General features: G+C 42.6%; 22 protein-coding genes and 1 tRNA gene. 12 read left to right on the forward strand and 11 right to left on the reverse strand.

Annotation, left to right across the window (positions count from 1 at the left end; genetic code table 11):
* Positions 1-9: 9 nt before the first annotated feature.
* From secD to HII16_RS13655, 5 genes are all read right to left on the reverse strand, one after another.
* Entirely contained in the window at positions 10-1,857 is a 1,848-nt protein-coding gene (gene secD, locus HII16_RS13635; RefSeq protein WP_169130906.1) for a protein translocase subunit SecD, read from the reverse strand.
* Between the two features lie 9 nt (positions 1,858-1,866).
* Entirely contained in the window at positions 1,867-2,199 is a 333-nt protein-coding gene (yajC, locus tag HII16_RS13640; RefSeq protein ID WP_135439438.1) for a preprotein translocase subunit YajC, read from the reverse strand.
* Positions 2,200-2,249: 50 nt separating this feature from the next.
* Complete coding sequence (gene tgt / locus HII16_RS13645; RefSeq protein ID WP_169130908.1) at positions 2,250-3,383, reverse strand: tRNA guanosine(34) transglycosylase Tgt; 1,134 nt, start codon at positions 3,381-3,383, stop codon at positions 2,250-2,252.
* A 119-nt stretch (positions 3,384-3,502) separates the two neighbouring features.
* Entirely contained in the window at positions 3,503-4,552 is a 1,050-nt protein-coding gene (gene queA / locus HII16_RS13650; RefSeq protein ID WP_169130910.1) for a tRNA preQ1(34) S-adenosylmethionine ribosyltransferase-isomerase QueA, read from the reverse strand.
* 225 nt (positions 4,553-4,777) lie between these two features.
* Positions 4,778-4,975, reverse strand: a complete 198-nt coding sequence (locus tag HII16_RS13655; protein ID WP_169130912.1) for a hypothetical protein — start codon at positions 4,973-4,975, stop codon at positions 4,778-4,780.
* Between the two features lie 312 nt (positions 4,976-5,287).
* Here HII16_RS13655 and HII16_RS13660 point away from each other — a divergent pair.
* From HII16_RS13660 to HII16_RS13685, 6 genes are all read left to right on the forward strand, one after another.
* A tRNA-Trp gene (locus HII16_RS13660) sits at positions 5,288-5,364 on the forward strand.
* Between the two features lie 232 nt (positions 5,365-5,596).
* A complete protein-coding gene (locus HII16_RS13665; RefSeq protein WP_169130914.1) occupies positions 5,597-6,133 on the forward strand; it encodes a hypothetical protein in 537 nt (178 codons plus the stop codon).
* A 1-nt stretch (position 6,134) separates the two neighbouring features.
* Positions 6,135-6,587: a ribosomal protein S18-alanine N-acetyltransferase gene (rimI, locus tag HII16_RS13670; RefSeq protein WP_169130916.1), complete on the forward strand. Its 453-nt coding sequence runs from the start codon at positions 6,135-6,137 to the stop codon at positions 6,585-6,587.
* Between the two features lie 196 nt (positions 6,588-6,783).
* Positions 6,784-8,364, forward strand: a complete 1,581-nt coding sequence (gene prfC, locus HII16_RS13675) for a peptide chain release factor 3 (RefSeq protein WP_169130918.1) — start codon at positions 6,784-6,786, stop codon at positions 8,362-8,364.
* Positions 8,365-8,403: 39 nt separating this feature from the next.
* Positions 8,404-10,143, forward strand: a complete 1,740-nt coding sequence (gene argS / locus HII16_RS13680) for an arginine--tRNA ligase (protein ID WP_169130920.1) — start codon at positions 8,404-8,406, stop codon at positions 10,141-10,143.
* 160 nt (positions 10,144-10,303) lie between these two features.
* Positions 10,304-10,543: a YdcH family protein gene (locus tag HII16_RS13685; protein ID WP_169130922.1), complete on the forward strand. Its 240-nt coding sequence runs from the start codon at positions 10,304-10,306 to the stop codon at positions 10,541-10,543.
* A gap of 16 nt (positions 10,544-10,559) precedes the next feature.
* Here the strand turns inward: HII16_RS13685 and HII16_RS13690 are convergent, their stop codons facing one another.
* A complete protein-coding gene (locus HII16_RS13690; RefSeq protein WP_169130924.1) occupies positions 10,560-11,162 on the reverse strand; it encodes a CAP domain-containing protein in 603 nt (200 codons plus the stop codon).
* A gap of 318 nt (positions 11,163-11,480) precedes the next feature.
* Between HII16_RS13690 and HII16_RS13695 the strand changes: the two genes are divergently transcribed.
* Positions 11,481-12,236 (forward strand): TatD family hydrolase, encoded by a 756-nt coding sequence (locus HII16_RS13695; RefSeq protein ID WP_169130926.1) that lies wholly within the window; start codon positions 11,481-11,483, stop codon positions 12,234-12,236.
* Here the strand turns inward: HII16_RS13695 and HII16_RS13700 are convergent.
* Together HII16_RS13700 and HII16_RS13705 are read right to left on the reverse strand one after the other, a co-directional pair.
* Positions 12,214-13,047: a polyphosphate kinase gene (locus HII16_RS13700; RefSeq protein WP_169130928.1), complete on the reverse strand. Its 834-nt coding sequence runs from the start codon at positions 13,045-13,047 to the stop codon at positions 12,214-12,216. The two genes, HII16_RS13695 and HII16_RS13700, sit on opposite strands and share 23 nt — an antisense overlap.
* 50 nt (positions 13,048-13,097) lie before the next feature.
* Positions 13,098-13,724 (reverse strand): AhpA/YtjB family protein, encoded by a 627-nt coding sequence (locus HII16_RS13705; RefSeq protein ID WP_169130930.1) that lies wholly within the window; start codon positions 13,722-13,724, stop codon positions 13,098-13,100.
* Positions 13,725-13,832: 108 nt separating this feature from the next.
* Between HII16_RS13705 and serB the strand changes: the two genes are divergently transcribed.
* From serB to HII16_RS13720, 3 genes are all read left to right on the forward strand, one after another.
* Entirely contained in the window at positions 13,833-14,843 is a 1,011-nt protein-coding gene (serB, locus tag HII16_RS13710) for a phosphoserine phosphatase SerB (protein ID WP_169130932.1), read from the forward strand.
* Positions 14,844-14,936: 93 nt separating this feature from the next.
* Positions 14,937-16,310, forward strand: a complete 1,374-nt coding sequence (radA, locus tag HII16_RS13715) for a DNA repair protein RadA (protein WP_169130934.1) — start codon at positions 14,937-14,939, stop codon at positions 16,308-16,310.
* Positions 16,311-16,458: 148 nt separating this feature from the next.
* On the forward strand, positions 16,459-18,759 hold the full coding sequence (locus HII16_RS13720) for a DPP IV N-terminal domain-containing protein (protein ID WP_248289631.1): 2,301 nt from the start codon (positions 16,459-16,461) through the stop codon (positions 18,757-18,759).
* Positions 18,760-18,837: 78 nt separating this feature from the next.
* On the opposite strand, the gene HII16_RS13725 is transcribed toward HII16_RS13720, so the two are convergent.
* Together HII16_RS13725 and dinB are read right to left on the reverse strand one after the other, a co-directional pair.
* On the reverse strand, positions 18,838-19,695 hold the full coding sequence (locus HII16_RS13725; RefSeq protein ID WP_169130936.1) for an MBL fold metallo-hydrolase: 858 nt from the start codon (positions 19,693-19,695) through the stop codon (positions 18,838-18,840).
* Positions 19,696-19,765: 70 nt separating this feature from the next.
* Positions 19,766-20,827: a DNA polymerase IV gene (gene dinB / locus HII16_RS13730; protein WP_169130938.1), complete on the reverse strand. Its 1,062-nt coding sequence runs from the start codon at positions 20,825-20,827 to the stop codon at positions 19,766-19,768.
* A 197-nt stretch (positions 20,828-21,024) separates the two neighbouring features.
* Here dinB and HII16_RS13735 point away from each other — a divergent pair, with 197 nt between their 5' ends.
* Entirely contained in the window at positions 21,025-21,804 is a 780-nt protein-coding gene (locus HII16_RS13735) for a MaoC/PaaZ C-terminal domain-containing protein (RefSeq protein WP_169130940.1), read from the forward strand.
* Here the strand turns inward: HII16_RS13735 and HII16_RS13740 are convergent.
* Positions 21,801-22,535, reverse strand: coding sequence for a Crp/Fnr family transcriptional regulator (locus HII16_RS13740; RefSeq protein WP_169130942.1), 735 nt, complete (start codon positions 22,533-22,535; stop codon positions 21,801-21,803). The two genes, HII16_RS13735 and HII16_RS13740, sit on opposite strands and share 4 nt — an antisense overlap.
* A gap of 214 nt (positions 22,536-22,749) precedes the next feature.
* Between HII16_RS13740 and HII16_RS13745 the strand changes: the two genes are divergently transcribed.
* Positions 22,750-23,538, forward strand: a 789-nt coding sequence (locus HII16_RS13745; RefSeq protein ID WP_169130944.1) for an amidohydrolase family protein, incomplete at its 3' end; no start/stop codon positions are given.

Here is a 23,538-nt window from a genome sequence, read left to right on the forward strand (position 1 = left end):
ACTCCAGGCCTATATCGACAATTTATTCAAACGTTTACCACCCCACACGGCATTGACGACAGCGCGTGTACCAACGATAGACGTAAACATTGAGGTGATAATACCGATAGATAGGGTTACCGCGAATCCTTTAATAGGACCGGTACCCACGGCGAATAAAATAATGGACGCAATCAAGGTGGTGATATTGGCATCAAGAATTGTTGAGAATGCCGAATCATAACCACGATGAATCGCTTGTTGTACCGATTGCCCTTCGCGCAGCTCTTCTCGAATCCGCTCAAAAATCAGTACATTAGCATCAACCGCCATACCAACGGTCAAAACAATACCCGCCATACCCGGTAAGGTTAGCGTTGCGCCAGGAATAAGTGACATGACACCAACGATAAGAATCAAGTTTGCCGCCAATGCCGTATTGGCAACCAAACCAAATTTTCTGTAGTAAATGACCATAAACGCCAAGACCAGTACAAAGCCCCACATGATGGCTTGCATACCTAGTTCAACGTTTTCAGCACCTAGAGATGGACCAACAGTACGTTCTTCAACAATAGCGATCGGTGCAATCAAGGCTCCTGCACGAAGCAATAATGCTAGGTTATGTGCTGCAGCCGGAGACTCCTGACCAGTGATACGGAAACTCTTGCCAAGACGAGCTCGAATTGTCGCAACACTGATCACTTCCAATTCTTTTTCAAATTTGATGCTGCCATCTGGGTTTTTACCCACGGCTTTACTTTCAATAAATACCGTTGCCATAGGCTTGCCGATATTATCTTTCGTCGCATTTGAAAATAAGCTACCGCCTTTGTTATCCAAGTCGATGTTTACTTGTGGGCGGCTGGTTTCTTGGTCTAGTGATGATTTGGCGTTAACAATGTGCTCCCCACGCAACATAATGCGCTTTTTAAGCAATTGTGGACGACCATCTTGATCGTTAACTATAAACGAGCCTGGCGGTACACGACCATTGACCGCTGACATAACGTCGCGCTCCTGATCAACCATATGGAATTGCAGGGTTGCTGTTGCACCCAAAATTTCTTTGGCGCGTGCAGTATCTTGAATACCCGGTAATTCAACAACAATGTGCTTAGCACCTTGACGTTGTACCAAAGGTTCCGCAACACCCAATTCGTTTACACGATTACGGATGATGGTGATGTTTTGCTGTAGTGCATACTCACGAGTTTCTTTTAATTTAGCATCGCTCATGGTCACTTTTAATGACATACGATCTTCATTATCAGAAAACAAGTAGTCAGCATAAGTGCGCTTTATTAGCGTTTCAGCACGTTCGATATCTTCAACATTGCGAAATACAATTTCAACACCGTTACCAGATTCTTTGACACTACGGTAGCGAATTTTTTCAGCACGTAATTGAGTGCGGAAATCACCAACCATATTTTCCTGAGCACGGCTCATCGCCGTCGCCATGTCAACTTCCATCAAGAAGTGCACCCCACCGGATAAGTCCAGACCTAGTTTCATTGGCGCGCCGCCAAGGCTTGCCAACCAATCAGGTGTCGCAGGTGTCAGGTTTAATGCCACTGAGTATTCACGGCCAAGATGATCGGCAAGTGATTCATTAGCAACTTGTTGTTCGGTGTAATCGCTAAAGCGCACCAATACTTGACCATTTTTCAGTGCCGCACTTGAATAGGCTATGCCCTGTGAGTTTAGATGCTCAGTTACCGCATCCAATGTCGCCGCATCGGCTTGCACACCTTTGGTACCAGAAACCTGTACCGCTGGGTCTTCACCGTAATAGTTGGGCAACGCATACAGAGCTGCGATGGCGACGATAAACACCACCATCAAGTTTTTCCATAATGGATATTTGTTTAACACAACAAGTCCTTATAGAGACTTCATAGTCCCTTTTGGTAGTACAGCTGAAATTGCCGCTTTTTGTACTGTAAGTTCAATGCCATCAGCAACACTAACAATAACGAAATCTTTTTCTGCAGAAACTTTGCTGATTTTACCAACAACACCGCCTTGGGTTAGGACTTCATCGCCTTTTGATAGAGCTTCCATTAGATTTTTGTGCTCTTTCACACGCTTAGCTTGTGGGCGGTAGATCATAAAGTAAAAAACCACACCGAAGATCAAAAGCATAATAAGCATTTCAAAACCACCACCTTGTTGTGGGGCGTCTGCTGCGTGTGCCTTACTGATTAAAAAGTCCATAAATTCCTCTTACTACTTATATTAAAATTTAAAATGATGCCTTTAAAAGACTATTGTTGTTCTTTTTCGGCTTTTAAAGGTGGCACTTCCATATCTCGAAGAGCATAAAAGTTTGCCACAAATTCGTCTAATTTACCCTGCTCAATGGCTTCACGCAAACCCTGCATTACACGTTGATAAAAACGCAGGTTGTGCATGGTGTTTAATTGCGAACCAAGTATTTCATTACACTTGTCTAAATGATGCAAATAAGCTCGGGAATAATTGTTACAGGTATAGCAATCACATTCTGGATCCAATGGCCCTGTATCTGTTTTATGTCTAGCATTGCGTATTTTAACCACACCGGTGGTTACAAACAAATGACCATTTCGGGCATTTCGGGTCGGCATAACGCAATCAAACATATCAATACCGCGGCGCACACCTTCAACCAAGTCTTCAGGCTTACCAACTCCCATTAGATATCGGGGCTTATTTTCAGGAATCAAGTCAGGTGTGTGATCCAATATGCGAATCATCTCATCTTTTGGTTCACCGACCGATAAACCACCAATTGCGTAGCCGTCAAAATCAATGTCTTGTAGACCCGCAGCGGAGATTTCTCGAAGATCTTCATACATACCGCCTTGTACGATACCGAACAACGCATTCGAGTTACCTTGATGCGCTTTTTTCGAACGTTTAGCCCAGCGCAATGATAATTCCATTGACTCTTTGGCTTCCTGATGTGTCGCTGGATATGGCGTACACTCATCAAATATCATCACAATATCAGAGCCAAGGCTGCGTTGAACTTCCATTGAACGTTCAGGGGTAAGCATGATTTTTTCGCCATTTACCGGCGAACGAAACTCTACACCTTTTTCGGTGATTTTGCGCATTTCGCCCAAACTGAATACCTGAAAACCACCAGAGTCGGTCAAAATCGGCTTATGCCAATTCATAAAATCATGTAAGTCACCATGTTGTTCAATGATTTCAGTACCAGGACGCAACATTAAATGAAAGGTATTACCGAGTAGGATATGCGCACCTGTCGCTTCCACTTCATCGGTGGTCATGCCTTTCACGGTGCCATAGGTGCCAACTGGCATGAATGCCGGCGTTTCAACCACACCGCGATCGAAAACAAGACGGCCGCGACGCGCTTTACCGTCTTTTGTCATTAATTCGTATTTCATATCTATCCTTTGTTGCAGCGAAACAGGCCGCAAACAGTATTTAAAGGTTAACCACAAAGAATCTGTCTAAGTATTAACCATAATGCTAATAATGCCTTTGATGGCAGCATCAGCGTACGTTATTTGCTTACCTGACGGGTCAGGAACATAGCGTCACCATAAGAAAAGAAGCGATATTTTTGTTCAATCGCAATCTTATAGCCCGACATAATATTGTCATAGCCGCTAAACGCACTCACCAGCATCAATAATGTTGATTCTGATAAGTGAAAATTAGTAACCAAGGCATCAATCAATTCAAATTGATAGCCTGGGGTAATGAAGATGTCGGTATCTCCATAAAAGGCAGTCAAAGGTTGGTCATTATCTTTGGCATGTTTTGCCGCACTTTCTAATGAACGAACTGAGGTAGTACCTACGGCAATAACCCGATTACCGGCAGCTTTAGTCGCCTTTATTTGCTCGACAACCTCATCACTCACCTCAACGTATTCAGAATGCATGATGTGCTCATCAATATTATCAACGCGCACAGGCTGAAACGTGCCCGCACCAACATGCAGAGTAATAAACGCTAAGTTAACGCCTTTCTCTGTTAACTGTTCTAATAATTGCTTTTCAAAATGCAGACCTGCCGTTGGCGCGGCAACCGCACCAGGCTTTTCATTATAAACGGTCTGATAGCGCTCTTTATCTGAGTCTTCATCAGGGCGGTCGATATAAGGTGGTAGCGGCATGTGACCGATATCTTCGAGCACCTCAAGCACACTTTGCTCAGTGTTGAACTGCAATTCAAATAAAGCATCATGGCGGGCTAGCATGGTTGCCTTAACTTTTCCTTCCAAGAGCAATTCGGCACCTGGCTTGGGCGTCTTGGATGCACGCACATGCGCCAACACTCGATTGTCTTCTAAAATACGTTCAACCAGAATTTCGACTTTGCCGCCGGTAGACTTGGTAGCAAAAATGCGAGCAGGAATAACGCGGGTGTTATTAAACACCAGTAAATCACCAGGATTAATCTTGTCGATTATTTGATTGAAGTTTAAATGCTCAATAACGCCACTATTACCATCGACACTCATCAGGCGACTCGCAGAGCGCTCAGCCTGAGGGTAACGAGCAATTAACTCGCCTGGTAATTCAAATGAAAAATCGGAAACTCGCATGACCGTGCTGTTAACCTTGTCCAAAGCCTAAAAAAAACGGCTAATTTTAAAACCGTGGCGGGCAATAGGCAAGGAAATTCACTAAGTTCAACACTTGGTTACAGATAAAACGACAGGAAATAAGGCAAGAGACGACACATTCATTGAAATTCAGGCATCAAAAAAGGCAGCTACTACTGCCTTAGGCAATTCATCAGTGTATTGTTGCTAAAGGGCAAAAATAGCTTAAGCGATTTCCGTTTCAGATTGCTTTTGTCTATCGCAATCCATTTTTTGTTCAGGTGTTGCTGCGTCTTCTGATTCGCCAAACACACTATCTGCATGGGCATAACTTTGAACGTAATTTAAATCAACCTGAACTTTTTTATTTTCTTTTTTTGCTGGTTTGGCAAAAAACTTGGTCACGGCTTTGATTATCTTCACACTTAAACTCCTTTTAAGTTGATTGCTGTCATCGAAAAACGGCTTCCTTCAAGCAATGCATATTATTGACTCATGTCGCAAGCAATCATCTTAGTAATACATTGACTAAAATTCAATCACTAAGCGCTATAAATGTAAATAATTTGTTATTAGCAATGCTGTAAACTGTTGATTCGTTCCACTATAGCGCAATAAAAATCGAGGTTTTCGCTAATTTTTTGTTAATATTGTTGATAATTTATCCATTTAAATATTTTTTTAAAAATTCCTCTTTACAGGCGATCAAGCATAGGTATAATGCTCAGCCATTGCAGGGGTGTAGTTCCAATTGGTAGAACGGCGGTCTCCAAAACCGACGGTTGGGAGTTCGAGTCTCTCCACCCCTGCCATCTTTCTTCTTTTTCTTCGTAAATCTCCAATTTGAAATCTGTTTTTATTAAATAAGCTCGTAGCATTTGCTTGTATATTTCAGCCTTATGCGCACCGCTTTCAGTTAGACGTTGCTAATATCTGCGGCTAGTGTTTGAGTCGGTTAACACAATCTGTCATCATAGGCTTACTTCGTCAGGCCATACCGCTAGTTAACGCTTGCACGCTAAAACAGCATACAAAAGCAAAAAAATGACATTAACCGCAAAACAATTTTCGCATTTATCGCATATGGGTATTGCCGTTTGGCAGCGTCGTCAAGGTGCGTTTGCTGAGCCATCACAGGCAGAAACGGTGGCTCAACAGCCAGCACAGCTGTTAGAGCAGGCACCTAAACAACAAGCAGAAACCCCAAATGATGCGCTAACAACGGTTGAGTCAAAGCACGATGCCGCGACACAAACGGCAAAAACGGCGCACATTGCACAGGCAGCACAACAACCTCAGCAGCCAGAAAAAGCAGAACCGGCGATAAACCTGCAGATGCTATTGGCTAATCGATTATTGACCGATGTACTTCACGTATTGCAAGTCCAAACCCAAGACATTACTCTTCAACAAGACGGTCTACAATTGCAAAAGCTCACTTGGAAATTTGCCGAAAATGCAGATGTGAGCTATCAGCAGAACACCCTAATAACATGCGATATCAACAACTTAGAGTCATCTGCGACATTAAAGCGAAAGCTGTGGCAAGCTTTATGTCAGCACATTTCTGGCCATAACTAAGATGACTTCACACAGCCATTGCATTAGCGACTTTACTAAAGATGATATCGAGCCTGTCTACGCCATAGAGTTGGCCAGCAACCAACATCCTTGGAGCAAAAAAATTCTTGCCAGCTGTATTGGCGGGCGCTATCAGTCGCGACAAATACGTCACAATGAGCAGCTTTGCGGGTTTTATGTTGCCGACGTGGTTATCGATGAAATGACCTTAATGGAAATCTGTATCCACCCAGATGCACAAGGTCAAGGCTTAGGTCAGAGATTGCTTGATGATTTACTCCATATTGCCAAGCACAAACAGATCAAAACCATTCACTTAGAAGTACGCGCCAGTAACTTAGCAGCTCATATGTTGTATATTAAAAATGGTTTTATTGAGACCCACCGTCGCACCGGCTATTACCCATGTGCAACAGGTTACGAAGATGCCATTGTTATGCAGCGACGCCTATAACTACCCCACTGATCGATATTTCCAGCCAAAAAGCTGAAAAAAATACAAATTTTATCCGCAAAGATACTGCTCTTAATGGTTGTTTTCTGTATAATGTTGCGCCTTTGCACAAGTGCAAAATTTAACCGTCGACGCCAGCTACAGTTTGTTGCGTCACGGCCAACATATTAATCTAGATTTTTGGTAAGCGTAACGTATGTCAATCCAACAGCAGGAAGTAAACAAGCGTCGAACATTTGCGATAATCTCGCATCCCGATGCTGGTAAGACAACCATCACAGAAAAAGTACTGTTATTCGGTCAAGCGATTCAATCCGCAGGTACCGTAAAGGGTAAAAAATCAGGGCAACATGCCAAGTCTGACTGGATGGAAATGGAAAAAGACCGTGGTATTTCAATTACCACCTCGGTAATGCAATTTCCTTATGCCGATTGTTTGGTCAACCTACTTGATACTCCGGGTCACGAAGATTTCTCAGAAGATACTTATCGTACGCTTACCGCCGTTGACTCTTGTTTGATGGTTATCGACACCGCCAAAGGTGTTGAGGATCGAACCATTAAGTTGATGGAAGTTACCCGCTTGCGCGACACGCCTATTATTACCTTTATGAACAAAATGGACCGCGATGTGCGAGATCCTATCGAGGTAATGGATGAAGTCGAGGACGTCCTAAAAATAAAATGTGCGCCAATTACCTGGCCAATCGGTATGGGTAAAGAGTTTAAAGGCGTGTACAACCTGCTAACGGACGAAACCATTTTATACCAAACAGGCCAAGGCCATACGATTCAAGAACGCATCATCATTAAAGGTTTGGATAACCCAGAACTTGATCAACGCATAGGCCATTTCGCCGAAGATTTCCGTGAAGAAATGGAGCTAGTGCAAGGTGCTTGCCACGAGTTTGATCTTGACGAATTTTTAGCCGGTGAGCTTACACCTGTCTATTTCGGTACCGCATTAGGTAACTTTGGTGTCGACCATATGCTAGATGGTTTGACCGAGTGGGCTCCTGCGCCACAATCGCGCCAAACCAATACTCGCACCGTTGAAGCCGCTGAAGAAAAGTTCTCAGGTTTTGTGTTTAAAATACAAGCCAACATGGATCCAAAACATCGTGACCGCATTGCCTTTATGCGTATTTGCTCTGGTAGCTACAGCAAAGGCATGAAAATGCGCCAAGTTCGTATTGGTAAAGATGTCAAAATAGCCGACGCCGTAACCTTTATGGCTGGTGACCGCTCCAACGTAGAACAAGCGTTTGCCGGTGACATCATTGGGTTGCACAATCACGGCTCGATTCAAATTGGTGACACCTTTACCGATGGTGAAGAAATGAAGTTCAGCGGTATTCCAAACTTCGCACCGGAAATGTTCCGCCGTATCCGACTTAGAGATCCGTTAAAGGCCAAGCAATTACAAAAAGGCTTAATTCAGTTATCTGAAGAAGGTGCTGTGCAAGTGTTCAGACCTTTGGCTAACAACGACATGATTGTAGGTGCCGTTGGTGTGCTACAGTTTGAGGTGGTTGTACACCGCCTAAAAACCGAATATAACGTTGATGCGATTTATGAACCGATTTCGGTTGCTACTGCACGTTGGGTTTATTGTGATGATGACAAGATCATGGCGACTTTTGAGAAGAAAGCATATGATAACCTAGCCTTAGATGGTGGCAACAACTTAACCTATATCGCGCCTACTATGGTTAACCTGAACTTGACTCAGGAACGTTACCCGGAAGTACAATTCCAGAAAACCCGTGAACATTAATGCCATCGCAATATTTGCATTGAGAGATTATTAAAGACAATGAACATTCGTCATTTACTAACTGAAAAAGTACACGCAGCAATGATTGCTGCCGGTTTGCCTGAAGAGACTAACCCAGCGGTGAGCATGTCATCTCGCCCACAGTTTGGTGACTACCAGGCCAATGGTGTCATGGGTGCCGCGAAAAAGTTAAAAACCAACCCAAGAGAGCTTGCACAAAAGGTTGTTGAAAACCTCAATCTTGAAGGCATTGCCGACAATATTGAACTAGCAGGTCCAGGTTTTATCAATATTCACTTAGACAAAGATTGGTTAAGTGCACAACTTGGCAGCGTTAGCAGCGACGCAAAATTAAACGTTAGCCAAGCCGAAACACCAAAAACAGTTGTGGTTGATTACTCAGCGCCTAATTTAGCCAAAGAAATGCACGTTGGTCATTTACGCTCCACCATTATTGGTGATGCCGTGGTTCGCGCATTAGAGTTTCGTGGCGAAAAAGTTATTCGCCAAAACCATATGGGTGACTGGGGTACTCAGTTTGGTATGTTGTTGGCACACTTAAGCGATAAGCTTGCCAGCAATGAAGTAGCAGAAACCGCACTTGCTGACTTAGAAAACTTTTACCGTGAAGCAAAAGTGCGTTTTGATGACGAAGAAGGTTTTGCCGATCGCGCCCGTGATTATGTGGTGAAACTACAAGGTGGTGACGCTGACTGTTTGGCCTTATGGCAACAGTTTATCGATATCTCTATTCATCATTCAGAAGAAATTTACGACAAACTAAACGTCACCTTAAGCCGTGATGACATCATGGGTGAAAGTGCTTATAACCCAGATTTATCGGCAGTTATTGACGATTTAATAGCGAAACATATCGCTGTTGAAGACCAAGGTGCGAAAGTTGTATTTATTGAAGAGATGGCAAATAAAGCCGGTGATCCTTCGGTATTTATCGTGCAAAAATCTGGTGGCGGTTACTTATACGCAACCACAGATTTAAGCGCTTGTCGCCATCGTGCTGGCACGCTTGGTGCTGATCGCATCATCATTTTTACTGATGCTCGCCAAGCCCTGCATTTTAAGCAAGTAGAAATCACAGCCCGTAAAGCCGGTTATTTACCAGAGGCGACTGCCTATGATCATTGTCCGTTTGGCATGATGATGGGTGATGATGGTAAGCCATTTAAAACACGTACTGGTGGCACTGTTAAATTAGCGGAACTATTAGAAGAAGCCGTAACTCGTGCCGAGCAATTGATGGCCGATAAAATTGCCGATTTTTCTGAGCAAGAACGCAAAGAAGTTGCCCGTAAAGTTGGCATCGGTGCGGTTAAATACGCTGATTTGTCAAAAAACCGTACCTCAGATTACATCTTTAACTGGAAAACCATGTTGAGCTTTGAAGGCGCTACCGCACCTTACTTACAATATGCGTTTACCCGTGTGCAAAGTATTTTCAAAAAAGCCGGTATAGATGCAACATCTATTACGAGTGATCTTATCATTGCGGCACCGCAAGAAAAAGCGCTAGCGGTTAAGTTACTGCAATTTGAAGAAGTACTTGATCTAGTTATTGCCGAGTGTACTCCTAACTTATTGTGTAGCTACTTATATGAATTAGCCAGCTTGTACATGAGCTTCTACGAAGCCTGCCCTATCTTAAAAGAGGGTATTGACGAGTCAGTTAAATTATCTCGCCTACATTTATGTCATGTTATTGCTCGTACATTAGAGCAAGGCTTAGACTTACTTGGCATTGAAGTGATGGATCGCATGTAATCTAAAGCCACATCAAATCATTAAAGGGTAAGCTTAGCTTGCCCTTTTTTTCGGACGCTATTTCTTTAGCCTTTTGAGTGGTTAAGCAAGCAAAAAATTTTGTGCTAGCTTTATAGATAGTTATTTTGATTAACCGAACTAATCTATAAGAGGCCGATTTATGCTAGGTGAAAGCCACTCCTTGAAGAATGAATTCCCAGAATATTTAGATACTTTAAAGTCACTGATCAAAAGCGATGCAAAATTTGCAGCTGATGCACAAAAATACGACCAACTCGATAAAGAAATTCGTGAGCTTGAACTTAATGCGGCACCTATTGATGACGAAAACATGCACCAAATGAAGCATGATCGTGCGGTGTTAAAAGACTATTTATACGCCAAACTCAAAGGCGCTTAACGCTCACTTAGAAAATTTACTTATTGTTAAGCAAAATAAAATCGCTTTTATTAGGCATGTCTTTGCTGGTATCAACTTGGCGATCTGCGCGATTGGCCGACTTGGTCAAATAGACAACCCAATACTCAACATGGGGTGAACTCCATTCTTTTATAAAGGCTACGCCTATTTCATTTTGCTCTAGATAGAACTCATGCTCGCCCAACAGGTGGGTACGATGGTCTTTGGATGATTTAAATGCCTGCCAAACATCTTTCGCCGATGCATAGCCGCCGGCAATCGCCTCGACCTGATTGGAGTTAAAGTCATCGCCATAATAGTCAGGTAAAGGATAGCCTCCATCGCGTAACCTGGCATTTGGACTGCCGTCAAGGTTATGAGTCACTAAGCCGAATTCAAGCATGAGTTTAGCTTTTTGTTCAGCAAGTTCAGACAACTGTGCATTACAGTGAATGGCTGCTCGGCGTTGTTGGTTATCTTCAATAATATATTTAGCAAGTTGCTTTGCCACAGCGCTGTTACCACAAGCACTAAAATCTGCGGGATTATTTTGGGCGAATGCCAGCGTTGTCAGACTTAGTATGACAACCAAAGTCGTGGTAATGAAGAGCAGTTTCAATGAATATCCCCCTTATAAAATGACCAAAATGGTCGCTACTTGTAATGTTTTTAATCGAGCTATAACAAACGGCAGATACAGAAAACCCCTTAGTTTTTAGCCTCTAGTAGCTAGCTCCTAGACAAAAATCACCAACATCAGAAACAATTTGTCACCAACAAAGTGAACACCAATATTTTATAACCCCATGATTTTATACCAATAAATACAAAACAATGTAATATAGAAAACGACATTTTACCGCTTTACTGTCGAGAATGGTCAGTCTTTGCTACATTGAAACAATAGCCTTTATCTTGTCGGAGTTTGCCATACACTATGTTTACCGATAGCCATTGCCACCTAGATTTTAGAGAATTCGATGATATTCGCGATGACCTTATGTTTCAGTGCCAACAATTGGGCATTAAACGCTTTATCGTCCCTGGCATCACCCGTAAACGCTGGTCGCGCGTTTTAGGTTTGGCGCAACGCTATCAAGGCATTACCCCATGTTTAGGCTTACATCCTTGGTGGATAGAAAAAGCCACAGAGCAAGATCTATGGTTATTGCAAGAACTGGCGGTTGAACATAACATCGCCGCGATTGGTGAGATAGGTATTGATGGTGCTGTTGAGCATCTGGAAAAGCAACAAGAGTATTTTGCAGCGCAACTGGCTATCGCCAAACAACTCAATTTACCGGTAATCGTTCATCATAGAAAAAGTCATCACTTGATAATCCCTCATTTGCAAAGCACTGGATTAGAAAAAGCTGGTATTGTCCATGCATTCTCAGGAAACTACCAGCAAGCCAAAGCCTATATTGATTTAGGCTTTAAACTGGGTATTGGCGGCACCATTACCTACGACCGCGCGGCGAAAACTCGTGATGCCGTAAGTAAAATACCACTTCAACACATTGTATTGGAAACTGATGCGCCAGCGATGCCATTACAAGGTTTTCAAGGGCTCGATAATTCACCTAAGTATCTACCCAAGGTTTTTGACCAACTGCTCAGTTTAAGAAGTGAATCAGCTGAGGTGATCGCCGAGCAAATCGAGGCGAATGTTAATCAATTTCTTGGGGATTAATACCAAGTTGCTGTTTCGCTAAAGCGACAATATTGTCATCTACCGGCGGCGGACTGATATCAACGCCTGCTGATAAGGTATCGACTAAGTACTTAAGCACACGGATGCGTGCGCTCCATTTATGATTACCACTGATCGCTTGCCATTGGCTGTGATTGGTGGAAGTTTGGCGAAACATATCATTTATCGCCTGATGATATTCAGGCCACTTTTCCCGATTACGAATATCTTCTTCGGTTAATTTCCAACGTTTATACGGGTTTTGTAAACGTTCTTCAAAGCGCTTTAGCTGCTCACCTTCACTTATGTGCATGAAAATCTTAATAATGCGAGCACCGTCATCGCTTAGTTGGCGTTCAAATTCATTGATTTCCTGATACGCTCGTTGCCATTGCTTTTTACTGGCAAAGCCTTCGACTCGCTCGACTAACACGCGACCATAATAAGAGCGGTCAAAAATGCCAATACGCCCTGCAGGTGGCAGTCGTTTTTGGAAACGAAACAGGTAATGTTTGCTCTGCTCTTCCTGATTTGGTGCTGCAATTGGGTATACGCGAAAGCCCCGCGGATCGAGCTTCTCAGTAACGCGTCGAATCGCGCCACCTTTACCGGCCGCGTCCCAACCTTCAAACACCAATATGGCTCGATGGCCTTGATGAAAATAGGCTTGTTGGACGATCAACAATTGCTTTTGCAGTTTGGCTAAGGTTTTTTGATACTGTTTTTTCCCGTCTTCAAAGCTGTTGTTTAAATCAACATCTTCTAAGCAGGGTGGGTTGTCTATTAAATGAATTGGTGATGGTTTATGCATACTATTCTCTTATTCGAATACATACATAAACCATAGTAGACAATTAACAACTAAGGGGAGTTTCTCTGGCGAGATTTTATCGGCAATCGTAAGCCGTGACGTGAAAATCGACTTAAGCCGCGAGTTAATAAGAAACCGGCCACAACCGCTGTAATCAACATGATGCGAAACAATTCAAATTGCGAATAAATCTGACCTTGCATCTGTTCAGTGACCTTTTGCTTAACCAAATTCATGCGCAAATAGCCATACAATTTTTGCTCACGAATTTCTTCAATAAATGGTACATAGTCAGCGGCTTGAGACTCACTGCCAAGTGATAAACCGTACAATTGTTGGATACTGGTTTGATTGTCAGAACTGGCAATCGCCTCACCTTTATTGTCATACAGAACCGCTTGCTCGACAAAATCCGCGTCGGCTAGAGAACTGACGAAGGCTTGTATTTGTTGTTTGTTTTTATCCGCCAATAACACCTTACTGGTATTGACTGCTTGCAGTAGATGTTGCTTGGCAACCGCATCAAAATGCTTGTCTAACAAATCTTCACTGTCATCGACGCCCATAACCGATAGGTTAAGGATCATCAAAAGCAGGATAACGGCTACGCCAATTTGCATTAATTTGACGTAGATCGGCGTGACTTGTGGGTAAATTATTTCGTTTGGATCGTCCATTACAGCTTAACTATTAAAAAGTTATAATTATTTCGATAAAGCTCTATACACTATAGAGGGTTATTTGCGATTATAGAATCAATTTTTTAGTATTACTGTAAATATAACATGTCTGAATTTGCCGCTCTTTCCCGAATCGAGTTTAGTCAATCACAACTCATCGACCAGGTTTTTAACCAGTTTAGCCAAGCTGTTAATCTGCCGTTTGACTTTGATGTTACCCAAGATGAAATCGTCTTTAGTGACGTTGCCATTAACAGTGACGTTGAGCTGGTATTATTTGCAGATACCAGCATGGAAGATTTTGTCGAACTGATTAATCTGTTGCAAATCGATCAGCTTAGCTTGGTCGCTTGTAATGACCGCGGCGGAAGAGCCAGCTACCGTTTTAAGGTCGATGCCATCGCGCTCGATAAAAAAGCATTGCTTAATGATTTTGCTCTCGATGCAGGGCTAGAGTTAGCGCTAATCGAGCATGCACCAAGTATTGATGAGCCAGGTCTTTTGGTTATGGATATGGATTCAACCACCATTCAGATTGAATGTATTGATGAAATTGCCAAACTGGCAGGCGTAGGTGAAGAAGTCAGTGCAGTCACCGAACGAGCAATGCAAGGTGAACTAGATTTTGCTGAGAGTTTGCGTGCCAGAGTTTCAACCTTAGCTGGCGCTAGCGAAGACATTCTCGCTCAAGTTGGCGAAAACCTGCCATTAATGCCGGGGCTTGAGATCTTAATTGCTGAATTGCATCGTCGCAATTGGAAAGTCGCGGTTGCTTCAGGCGGCTTTACTTACTTCACCGAAATTCTCAAGCATCAATTGAACCTAGATGCGACACAAGCCAATGTTCTGGAAATTGAAAACGGCTTACTAACCGGTAAAGTCGTTGGTGATATAACCGACGCGCAGGTTAAAGCGGATACCTTGGTTAAGCTCGCTGAGCATTACCAATTACCGATTGCGCAAACGGTTGCCATGGGTGATGGCGCTAATGACTTACTGATGATGAATGCCGCCAATCTTGGTGTCGCTTTTGAAGCCAAGCCTATCGTATTGCAACAAGCAAGCGCAGCGATTAACACCTCAGGTCTCGACACACTTTTACATTACTTAAAGTAACTTCTTTTGCCAGTTATGCGCTCGAGCTTGCCAATGGGTAAGCTCGACAGTACACTGTATATTTATACATAACAACGAAACACAATACTCATTATGGCTAAAACAAAAACAGCATATGTATGTAATGATTGCGGCGCTGATTTTCCTCGTTGGATGGGGCAATGCACAGAGTGCAAAGCTTGGAATACAATAAGTGAAATCCGCTTAGCGAAAGCGCCGGGGCGCAATGGTAACTTAACGGGCAACTTGAGTGGTTATGCCGGTCAAACCGAGGCAAAAGTTCAAGTATTAAACGCTATAGACCTTACCGATTTACCACGTTTTAGTTCGGGTTTCGTTGAATTTGATCGTGTATTGGGTGGCGGTATTGTGCCAGGTAGCGCCATTTTGATTGGTGGTGAACCTGGAGCCGGTAAATCGACTTTATTATTGCAAACCATGTGCGAATTAGCCGATAGCATGGGTGCCTTGTATGTCACCGGTGAAGAATCACTACAACAAGTTGCTATGCGTGCCAATCGTTTAGGTTTGAAGACCGATAAATTGAAAATGCTATCGGAAACCTCGGTAGAAAACATTTGTAATATTGCCGAAAAAGAAAAACCTAAACTAATGGTTATCGACTCGATTCAAGTCATGCATATGAGCGATATCCAATCGGCGCCCGGCAGTGTCTCGCAAGTTCGAGAATCGGCAGCCTACCTAACACGATTTGCCAAACAACATCATGTTGCCATGTTAATTGTTGGTCATGTCACCAAAGATGGCTCGCTCGCTGGACCAAAGGTTTTAGAGCATTGTATTGACTGTTCTATCATGCTCGAAGGCAGCACTGATTCGCGCTATCGTACTTTACGAGGTCATAAAAATCGCTTTGGCGCGGTTAATGAGTTAGGCGTGTTTGCGATGACCGGTGAAGGATTAAAAGAAGTCAAAAATCCATCGGCGATATTTCTCTCGCGCCAAGATGAACAAGCCCCCGGTTCGGTGGTTATGGTGTTATGGGAAGGTACTCGCCCCTTGATGGTGGAAATCCAGGCACTGGTTGATTATTCTGCACTTGCAAATCCACGCCGAGTTGTAGTAGGCGCAGAACAAAATCGTTTGTCGATGTTATTGGCGGTACTAAATCGTCACGGCGGCCTGCAAATGAATGATCAGGATGTATTCGTCAATGTCGTCGGTGGTGTTAAAGTCAGCGAAACCAGTATCGATTTAGCCCTTATTTTGGCGTTAGTTTCAAGCTTTCGCGATCGCGCTCTTCCACGGGATTTGATGGTATTTGGTGAAATAGGCTTATCTGGTGAAATACGCCCAGTCCCATCTGGGCAAGAGCGTATCAATGAAGCTGCAAAACATGGCTTTACCAAAGCTATCGTGCCGCAAGCGAATATGCCTAAAGACGCCATTGAAGGCATGGAAATTATTGGCGTGACTAAATTAGTTGAGGCACTCGAAGCGATATAACGGTGTCAATGATTGGCGCAAATTCTCAATGGTTTAATTATGGTTACAATTTTTATCGGCAAAACCGTTACCAAATTGTAATCAAGTTTCGACAGTATGTATTTGGCAAGGTAGAATATCGGCAATTTATTTTGACGAGAATTTTACCTTGGCACAGATTCATACCTATGTGCGTCGCCTGCTTAGCACGGTGGCTATTGCTGCTTTTGCAAGTTCAGCGGTTGCACAAGACATGTATGCCACTGAAGAAGTGGACACAGATCAAAAGCAAGCGCTCAATAACCCTATCAGTATCGAACGCATCTATTCGGCGCCTTCTTTACAGGGCCCTGGTACCAAACAGCTAAAGTACAGTCCTGATGGTAGTAAAGTCACTTACCTAAAAAGCAAGGACAGTGATAGCAATCGTTATGACTTGTGGCAATACGATATCGCCAGTAACAAGCACTCTTTGTTGGTAGACTCTGATTCGATTCACAGCGGTAAAGAAGAGCTCAGCGACGAAGAAAAAGCCCGTCGAGAACGCATGCGCGTCTTCGGCTCAGGTATTATGGAATATGTATTGTCAGCTGATGGTACGCAAATTTTGTTCCCGATCAACGGTGATTTGTACCTATACACCCTTGCTAGCGGAAAATCTAGTCGTTTGACCTTAGACCAAGCCTACGAAACCGACATTAAATTCTCGCCGAGTGGTCGTTACGTCTCTTTTATCAAAGATCAAGATATCCATATTATCGATCTGCAGGAAAACCGCGAAAGTAAGCTAACCGAAGACGGTGACGGCACCATTAAAAATGGCATGGCCGAATTTGTTGCGCAAGAAGAAATGGATCGCATGACGGGCTATTGGTGGTCACCAGATGATAAGCATATCGCGTTTCTAAAAGTCGATGAGTCAGAAGTAAAAACCGAACTTCGTAATGAAATATACGCAGAGCAAATCAAGCTTTATGAGCAACGCTACCCTGCGACGGGTACCAACAACGTTAAAATATCCCTGCACAGCGTTAAAGTAAGCAATGGTAAAATCAGTAACTATAACTTAGGCTCAGAACAAGACATTTATATTGCTCGCGTAAACTGGACACCTGATTCAAAGAGTATTGTCTATCAATGGCAAGACCGTTCACAGCAAACCTTAAAACTGGTATTGCAAAGTTTAAAGAGTAAGCGTGGGCGCACGATTGTTGAAGAATCATCGAAGCATTGGATCAACCTGAATAATGATTTGAGATTCCTCAAAAAAAGCAGACAATTTATTTGGGCCTCAGAAAAAGACGGATTTAAACATCTCTATTTATATAACTACAGTGGCGAGCAAATAGCGCGATTAACGCAAGGTAATTGGGTTGTCGACGAAGTTGTTGCGGTAGACGAAGATCAAGGTTTTGTTTACTTCACTGGTCGTGAAGATACACCACTGGAAAAACACTTATATAAAGTGACGCTTGATGGTAAGTCGCCAGAGCATGCCATTCGCATCAGTAAGCGCAATGGATTTCATAAAATCACCTTTGCCAGTGATAAGAGCAGCTACATTGATAACTTCAGCAATATTGATACGCCGCCGCAAGTGAGTTTGCATTCGCTTAATGGCAATGTAAAAACCTATTTGCAAGAAAACAAACTGGACAGCAGCCACCCTGCTTTCCCGTACATTGACGATATGGTGAAACCTAAGTTTGGCTCAATCAAAGCCAATGATGGTGAAACTTCCTTATATTACAAACTGTATCAACCAAGCAATATGCAACCGGGCAAGAAATATCCGGTCATTGTTAAAGTTTATGGTGGTCCACACGCACAACGTGTCACCAATAAATGGGAAGGTATGGACTTTACCCAATACCTTGTGCAACAAGGTTATGTGGTATTTCAGCTCGACAACCGCGGATCAAATTACCGTGGCAGCGCATTTGAATTTGCGATCCACAAGCACCTCGGCAAAGTAGAGCTTGAAGACCAAATTAGTGGTGTTAAGTTTTTGCATACCCAGCCGTTCGTCGACAAAGAACGCATTGGTATTTATGGCCACAGTTACGGTGGTTACATGGCCATTATGGCAATGTTTAAGGCCGGTGATTACTTTAAAGCTGGCGTAAGTGGCGCCCCGGTAACCGATTGGTTGCTGTATGACACCCATTATACTGAGCGTTATTTATCTCACCCGAACAGCAATGCACAAGGCTATGAAGACAGCTCTGTATTCCCTTATGTGAAGGATTTTGATGACAACAATGATGCTCTATTTTTGTATCATGGTATGGCTGACGACAATGTGTTGTTTACCAACACCACAAAGTTAATCAAAGCAATGCAAGATGAGAACAAGCAATTTGAATTGATGACCTACCCTGGCAGCAAGCACAGCATGCGTGGCAAGGCAGTTAAAACACATTTAAATTATTCAATCGTTGATTTCTTTAATCGCCGATTAAAACAATAATCCATAGTTATTGTTAATAAAAAAGCTCCGCAATTAGTGACCTAACTGCGGAGCTTTTTATTTTTTTGCTTAGCGTGGTTATTTATCCAAATCGCTAATTAACGTCTTGAGCCAACGCTCTTCGGTGATAAAATTCCAACCCCAGTCTTTGTATTCCTCACCAATACCATAGGCAAGAATGTCTTCACTGCTTGCGCCTTCTTTTAAAGCCGCTTCAACTTTGTTAACTGAAAATTCAATCATATCAATAAAGCGCTGAAGCTCTTTTTTATCGCTTAGAGCACCATGACCCGGAATGATCGCCACATCATCTGGAAACGACTTGGCAATGGCTTTGATATTAGCCAAATAGCCTTTCACGCTACCGCCACCTTTTAAGTCAACATATGGAAAACGACCTTGAAAGAATAAGTCTCCCATATGCAATACATTGGCATTTTTAAAATAAACCACCGAGTCGCCATCGGTGTGACCGCTAGGTAAGTGCTTTAATTGAATGGTTTCGCCACCTAAGTAGATGCTTACACCGCTATCATAAGTAACGACAGGCAAATCAGCTTCAGTTTGTTTTTCGTTTGCGGCGACACGCTTACGAACATTTTCATGGGCAAAAATAGGTGCTGATTTGCCAAAGTGGGCGTTAGCACCGGTATGATCACCATGATAATGCGTGTTAACCACGTACTTAACAGGCTGATCTTTAATTGACTTCATCGCTGCTTCAATTTTTGCTGCCAGCGGTGCGAACTGGTCATCAACTAAGACCAACCCCGCATCTGTTGCCAACACACCAATATTACCGCCTGAACCTTCAAGCATATACACATTGCCAGCAACCTTGGTTGTTTTTATTTCTACGTTTGAAAAATCTCGAGCAGCTTGCGTTACAAAACTACAAAGTGATAAACAAAATGCAATTAACGTTAATCTTTTCATAAACTTATTCCCACTAAAAATGACACATTAAATATGACTGTTTGTGCAGAAAAGATCAAAGATATCGTTATTATTTTAAATCGAATGACAATTGCGGTTCATTTACCTGCACCACCTGTTGCGATTTGAAGCCCATATGTAAGCCAATTAGACGCACTTTTTTGCCCTCGCCTCGCTCTAAAGCTTTGCTCAATTGCGTTGCTAACATGCCCTGTTGGAATTCATCGCAGCTGTTTTCAACGGTGGTTTGGCTAAAGTCATCAAATTTCACTTTAACCCCTTGAGTTTTAATTTGCCGATCTTCGACTTTGCTTAAGCGTTCTTTAAATTTTGGTAGCAGCTTTTCCACCACGTGCATGCATTGCTCAAAACTTTCGATGTCTTCCATTAAGGTGGTTTCTATAGCTAACGACTTGCGTTCACGTTCAGTCTCAACCTGACGATCATCAATACCATGTGCGCGACGATACAAGCTGGTGCCAAATTTACCAAACTGGCGCACCAAGGTTTTGATATCGCTAGCGCGCACATCAGCGCAGGTATTAAAGCCCTTTCGGTTGAGTTTTTGCAGGGTCTTGGGGCCAACGCCAGGAATTTTTTTGAGGGGCAAATGTTCAACGAATAACTCTACTTGATTGGGGGCGATAACACACTGTCCATCAGGTTTGTTTTCATCAGACGCTATTTTGGCTAAAAATTTATTGGGTGCGACACCAGCGGATGCGGTTAACTGCAACTCATTGAATATATCTTGCCGAATTTTTTGAGCTATTCGTGTCGCACTGCCATTGCATAAAATGCTATCACTGACATCAAGAAACGCTTCATCGAGTGACAGTGGCTCTATAATTTGTGTATAACGACTGAATATCTCTCGAATTTTTTGTGATGCTTGTTGGTATTGCGCCATTCTTGATGGCACCAAGGTTAAATGCGGACAAAGCTGCAATGCTTTTTTCACCGACATCGCCGAGCGCACACCGTATTCCCGCGCAGGATAATTACAAGTAGAGACGACACTGCGTTCACTGCGGCCGGCAATTGCGATAGGAATATTGCGCAAGCTGGGATCATCACGCATTTCAACCGCTGCAAAAAAGCAGTCCATATCTATGTGAATTATCTTGCGCATAAGATGTTAACTCGGCACCATAAACTGTATATATAAACAGTACAATAATACTCACAGATAAATGACATGGCAAGTAACTTTAGTAATGATAAATCTGTGACTATTATTTATCTATCACTTACAATAACGACAAAATCTATTGTTTGACTTAATTTTTTAATAAAAACAATTACTAACTGCGTTATTAAAGGCTGGTTATGTACCATTATCTAAAACTGTTAACAAAACGACGTCGCAAAGTATTCTTTAATGAATTCACTGTCGACTATGACGTTAACGGCATAAAAGACAAACATTTAAGCGCATTTCGCCGCTTTTACAGTCTCGAAGGACATCAAACCTTGCCTGTAAGTTATGCCTTTATCGCTGGCTTTAAGCCGATGATGAAGGCACTCGGTCACAAACATTTTGCCTTCTCACCGATAGGGCTCATTCACCTAACCGCAGACTTTCGTCAATCCAAGCCCATAGATTATCGAAGCCCATTTAAAGTGGACATCAAAGTAAAGCAAAACCGTCGACATCCTTTGGGCAAGTTAATACAGGTAGAATCTAAGTTTTATCAAGACGAGCAGCTATGCGTGATCAATACCAATAGCATGCTGAAAAAGCTCAAAACCATGGATAACAAAGCGGCCAGTAAAAACATGCAAAGTTTTAACGAGCCAACAAGTATGCATATAAACGCTGACTTAGCGCGTAGTTACGCAAAGATAAGTTACGACTATAATCCGATCCACATAAGTAAACATTTGGCGAAGCTATTTGGTCTTCCTGGGACCATTATGCACGGTATGTATTTTGCGCATTTATTGCTTATTAACCATGATATTGATAACAGTCGAGTTAAATTTGAATTTAAGAAACCATGCTTATTACCTACCGATATTGGCTTTGCCAAAGTTGATGAGCAATATCAGGTATTCTCTGGCTGTGATGATTTGCACTTAAACCTAAAGCTGTTTAGCAGCAGCTAGGCGTCGTCCAACTTAGGTTTATAAAAAGTAAGGTTTTCATTGACCAACAATTGATTAATCGCAGCAATGTTTTTGATGTAAATCTTACCTCGCACCAATTCAATATACTGTTGTTTTTCAAAATCCTTTAAAACCGCATTAACCCGCTGCCGAGTAACATCAGATAGGTTTGCTAATTGTTGTTGTGTAATCTCAAGCATGATCATAGTGCCAGCCGGTGTCGTTTGTTTGCTGGCTAAATCCAATAAGGTGTACGCGACTTTTATCGCTACTGAGAACTTTTGATTAAGTAAGCCTTTTTGCAGTAATGGTAAAGTACGCATCTTCAGCAATGAGAACATGAATTTATAAAATTCCGGTTGTTGCTCACTCAGTCGTATAAGGTGTTGCTCCGATAGTTTTAACATCTGGCAATCTTGCAATACTTCGGCGGCAATAGACTCTTGCAAACGATAATCAAAAAATTGTCCGTAATATAGGAAGTCGTTTTTGCCTAACAACTTATAAGTAAAGTGATCAAAATCAGAGGTACGAATGGATAAAATTAGACTGCCGGTAAAAAGGTAGTTTAGGCCGTCTTTGGTGTCTTCTGTGGAGAGAAAATAATAGCCCGCCTTTAATGACTGAATACTGCCCGCCGACAAGAATGCACGCTTGAATTGTTCGGATAACTGACAAGGCCAGTCTATTTTTCGTTCTAATTCGACAATTTTTAACTTAGTTAATGGCAATGGTTACCTCCCCTCAAAAGTTAATGTGATACTATCACACTCGTATTAACAGAAGATCACAAGCCATTACAGCTAACATCATATTAACATTTACTAGTGTCCTGTAGAGGACAAAACTCGCCTTCATATTCTTCAATAATAGCTCCATCAAAACACGGCGCAAATTAAACACTTTGTTCCGTCTAAGTTTTTAAGCTTAATTTAGGAGCTAATCATGACATTGAAGAACCTTACTAAAGTTGCAGCATTTGTTTCTGCGGCATGTTTATCAACCGCAGCAATCGTGCCTACAGCAATCGCAGCTGGCGGCAGTGCTCCTGCTGTAGACCAAAACTTTAAAGTTGAAGCAAGTACCACCTTATTTAAAAACGTTAACGTGTTTAATGGTACTGACAATAAGCTTTACAAAGGTCTTAACGTGTTAGTTGAAGGTACCACCATTAGTAAAATCAGTGATGACGATATCCCCATTAACGGCGATGCTCGTATCATCGATGGTCAAGGTAAAACCTTAATGCCAGGCCTTATTGATGGTCATGCGCACATCATGATCAACAACAACTTTGCTAACGTTGAAAGTGATATGGACTTAACCGATATGTCTTATCGTGCTTCGATTGTCGCTGAACGTTTTCTTATGGATGGCTTCACCACAGTGCGTGACATGGGTGGCCCAGCATTTGGACTGATGCGTAACATCAATTCTGGTCATATTATCGGTCCTAAGATTTTTCCATCAGGCACTTTTATTTCACAAACCTCTGGCCATGGTGATTTTCGTGACCGCGGTGATGCCGGCTTCTCACCAACCAGTGCACACGATGCATCAAACTTTGAACACTTTGGTATTGGCGCTGTTGCCGATGGTGAAGCGGAAGTATTAAAAGCAACGCGCACCAACTTACGTAACGGTGCGACACAAATTAAAATCATGGCCGGTGGTGGTGGTTCATCCAAATATGACCCAATCGATACAGTACAGTTTTCTAAAGAAGAAACCTGT

Origin of the sequence: Thalassotalea sp. Y01 (assembly GCF_012932945.1) — a bacterium.
GTDB lineage: Bacteria > Pseudomonadota > Gammaproteobacteria > Enterobacterales > Alteromonadaceae > Thalassotalea_A.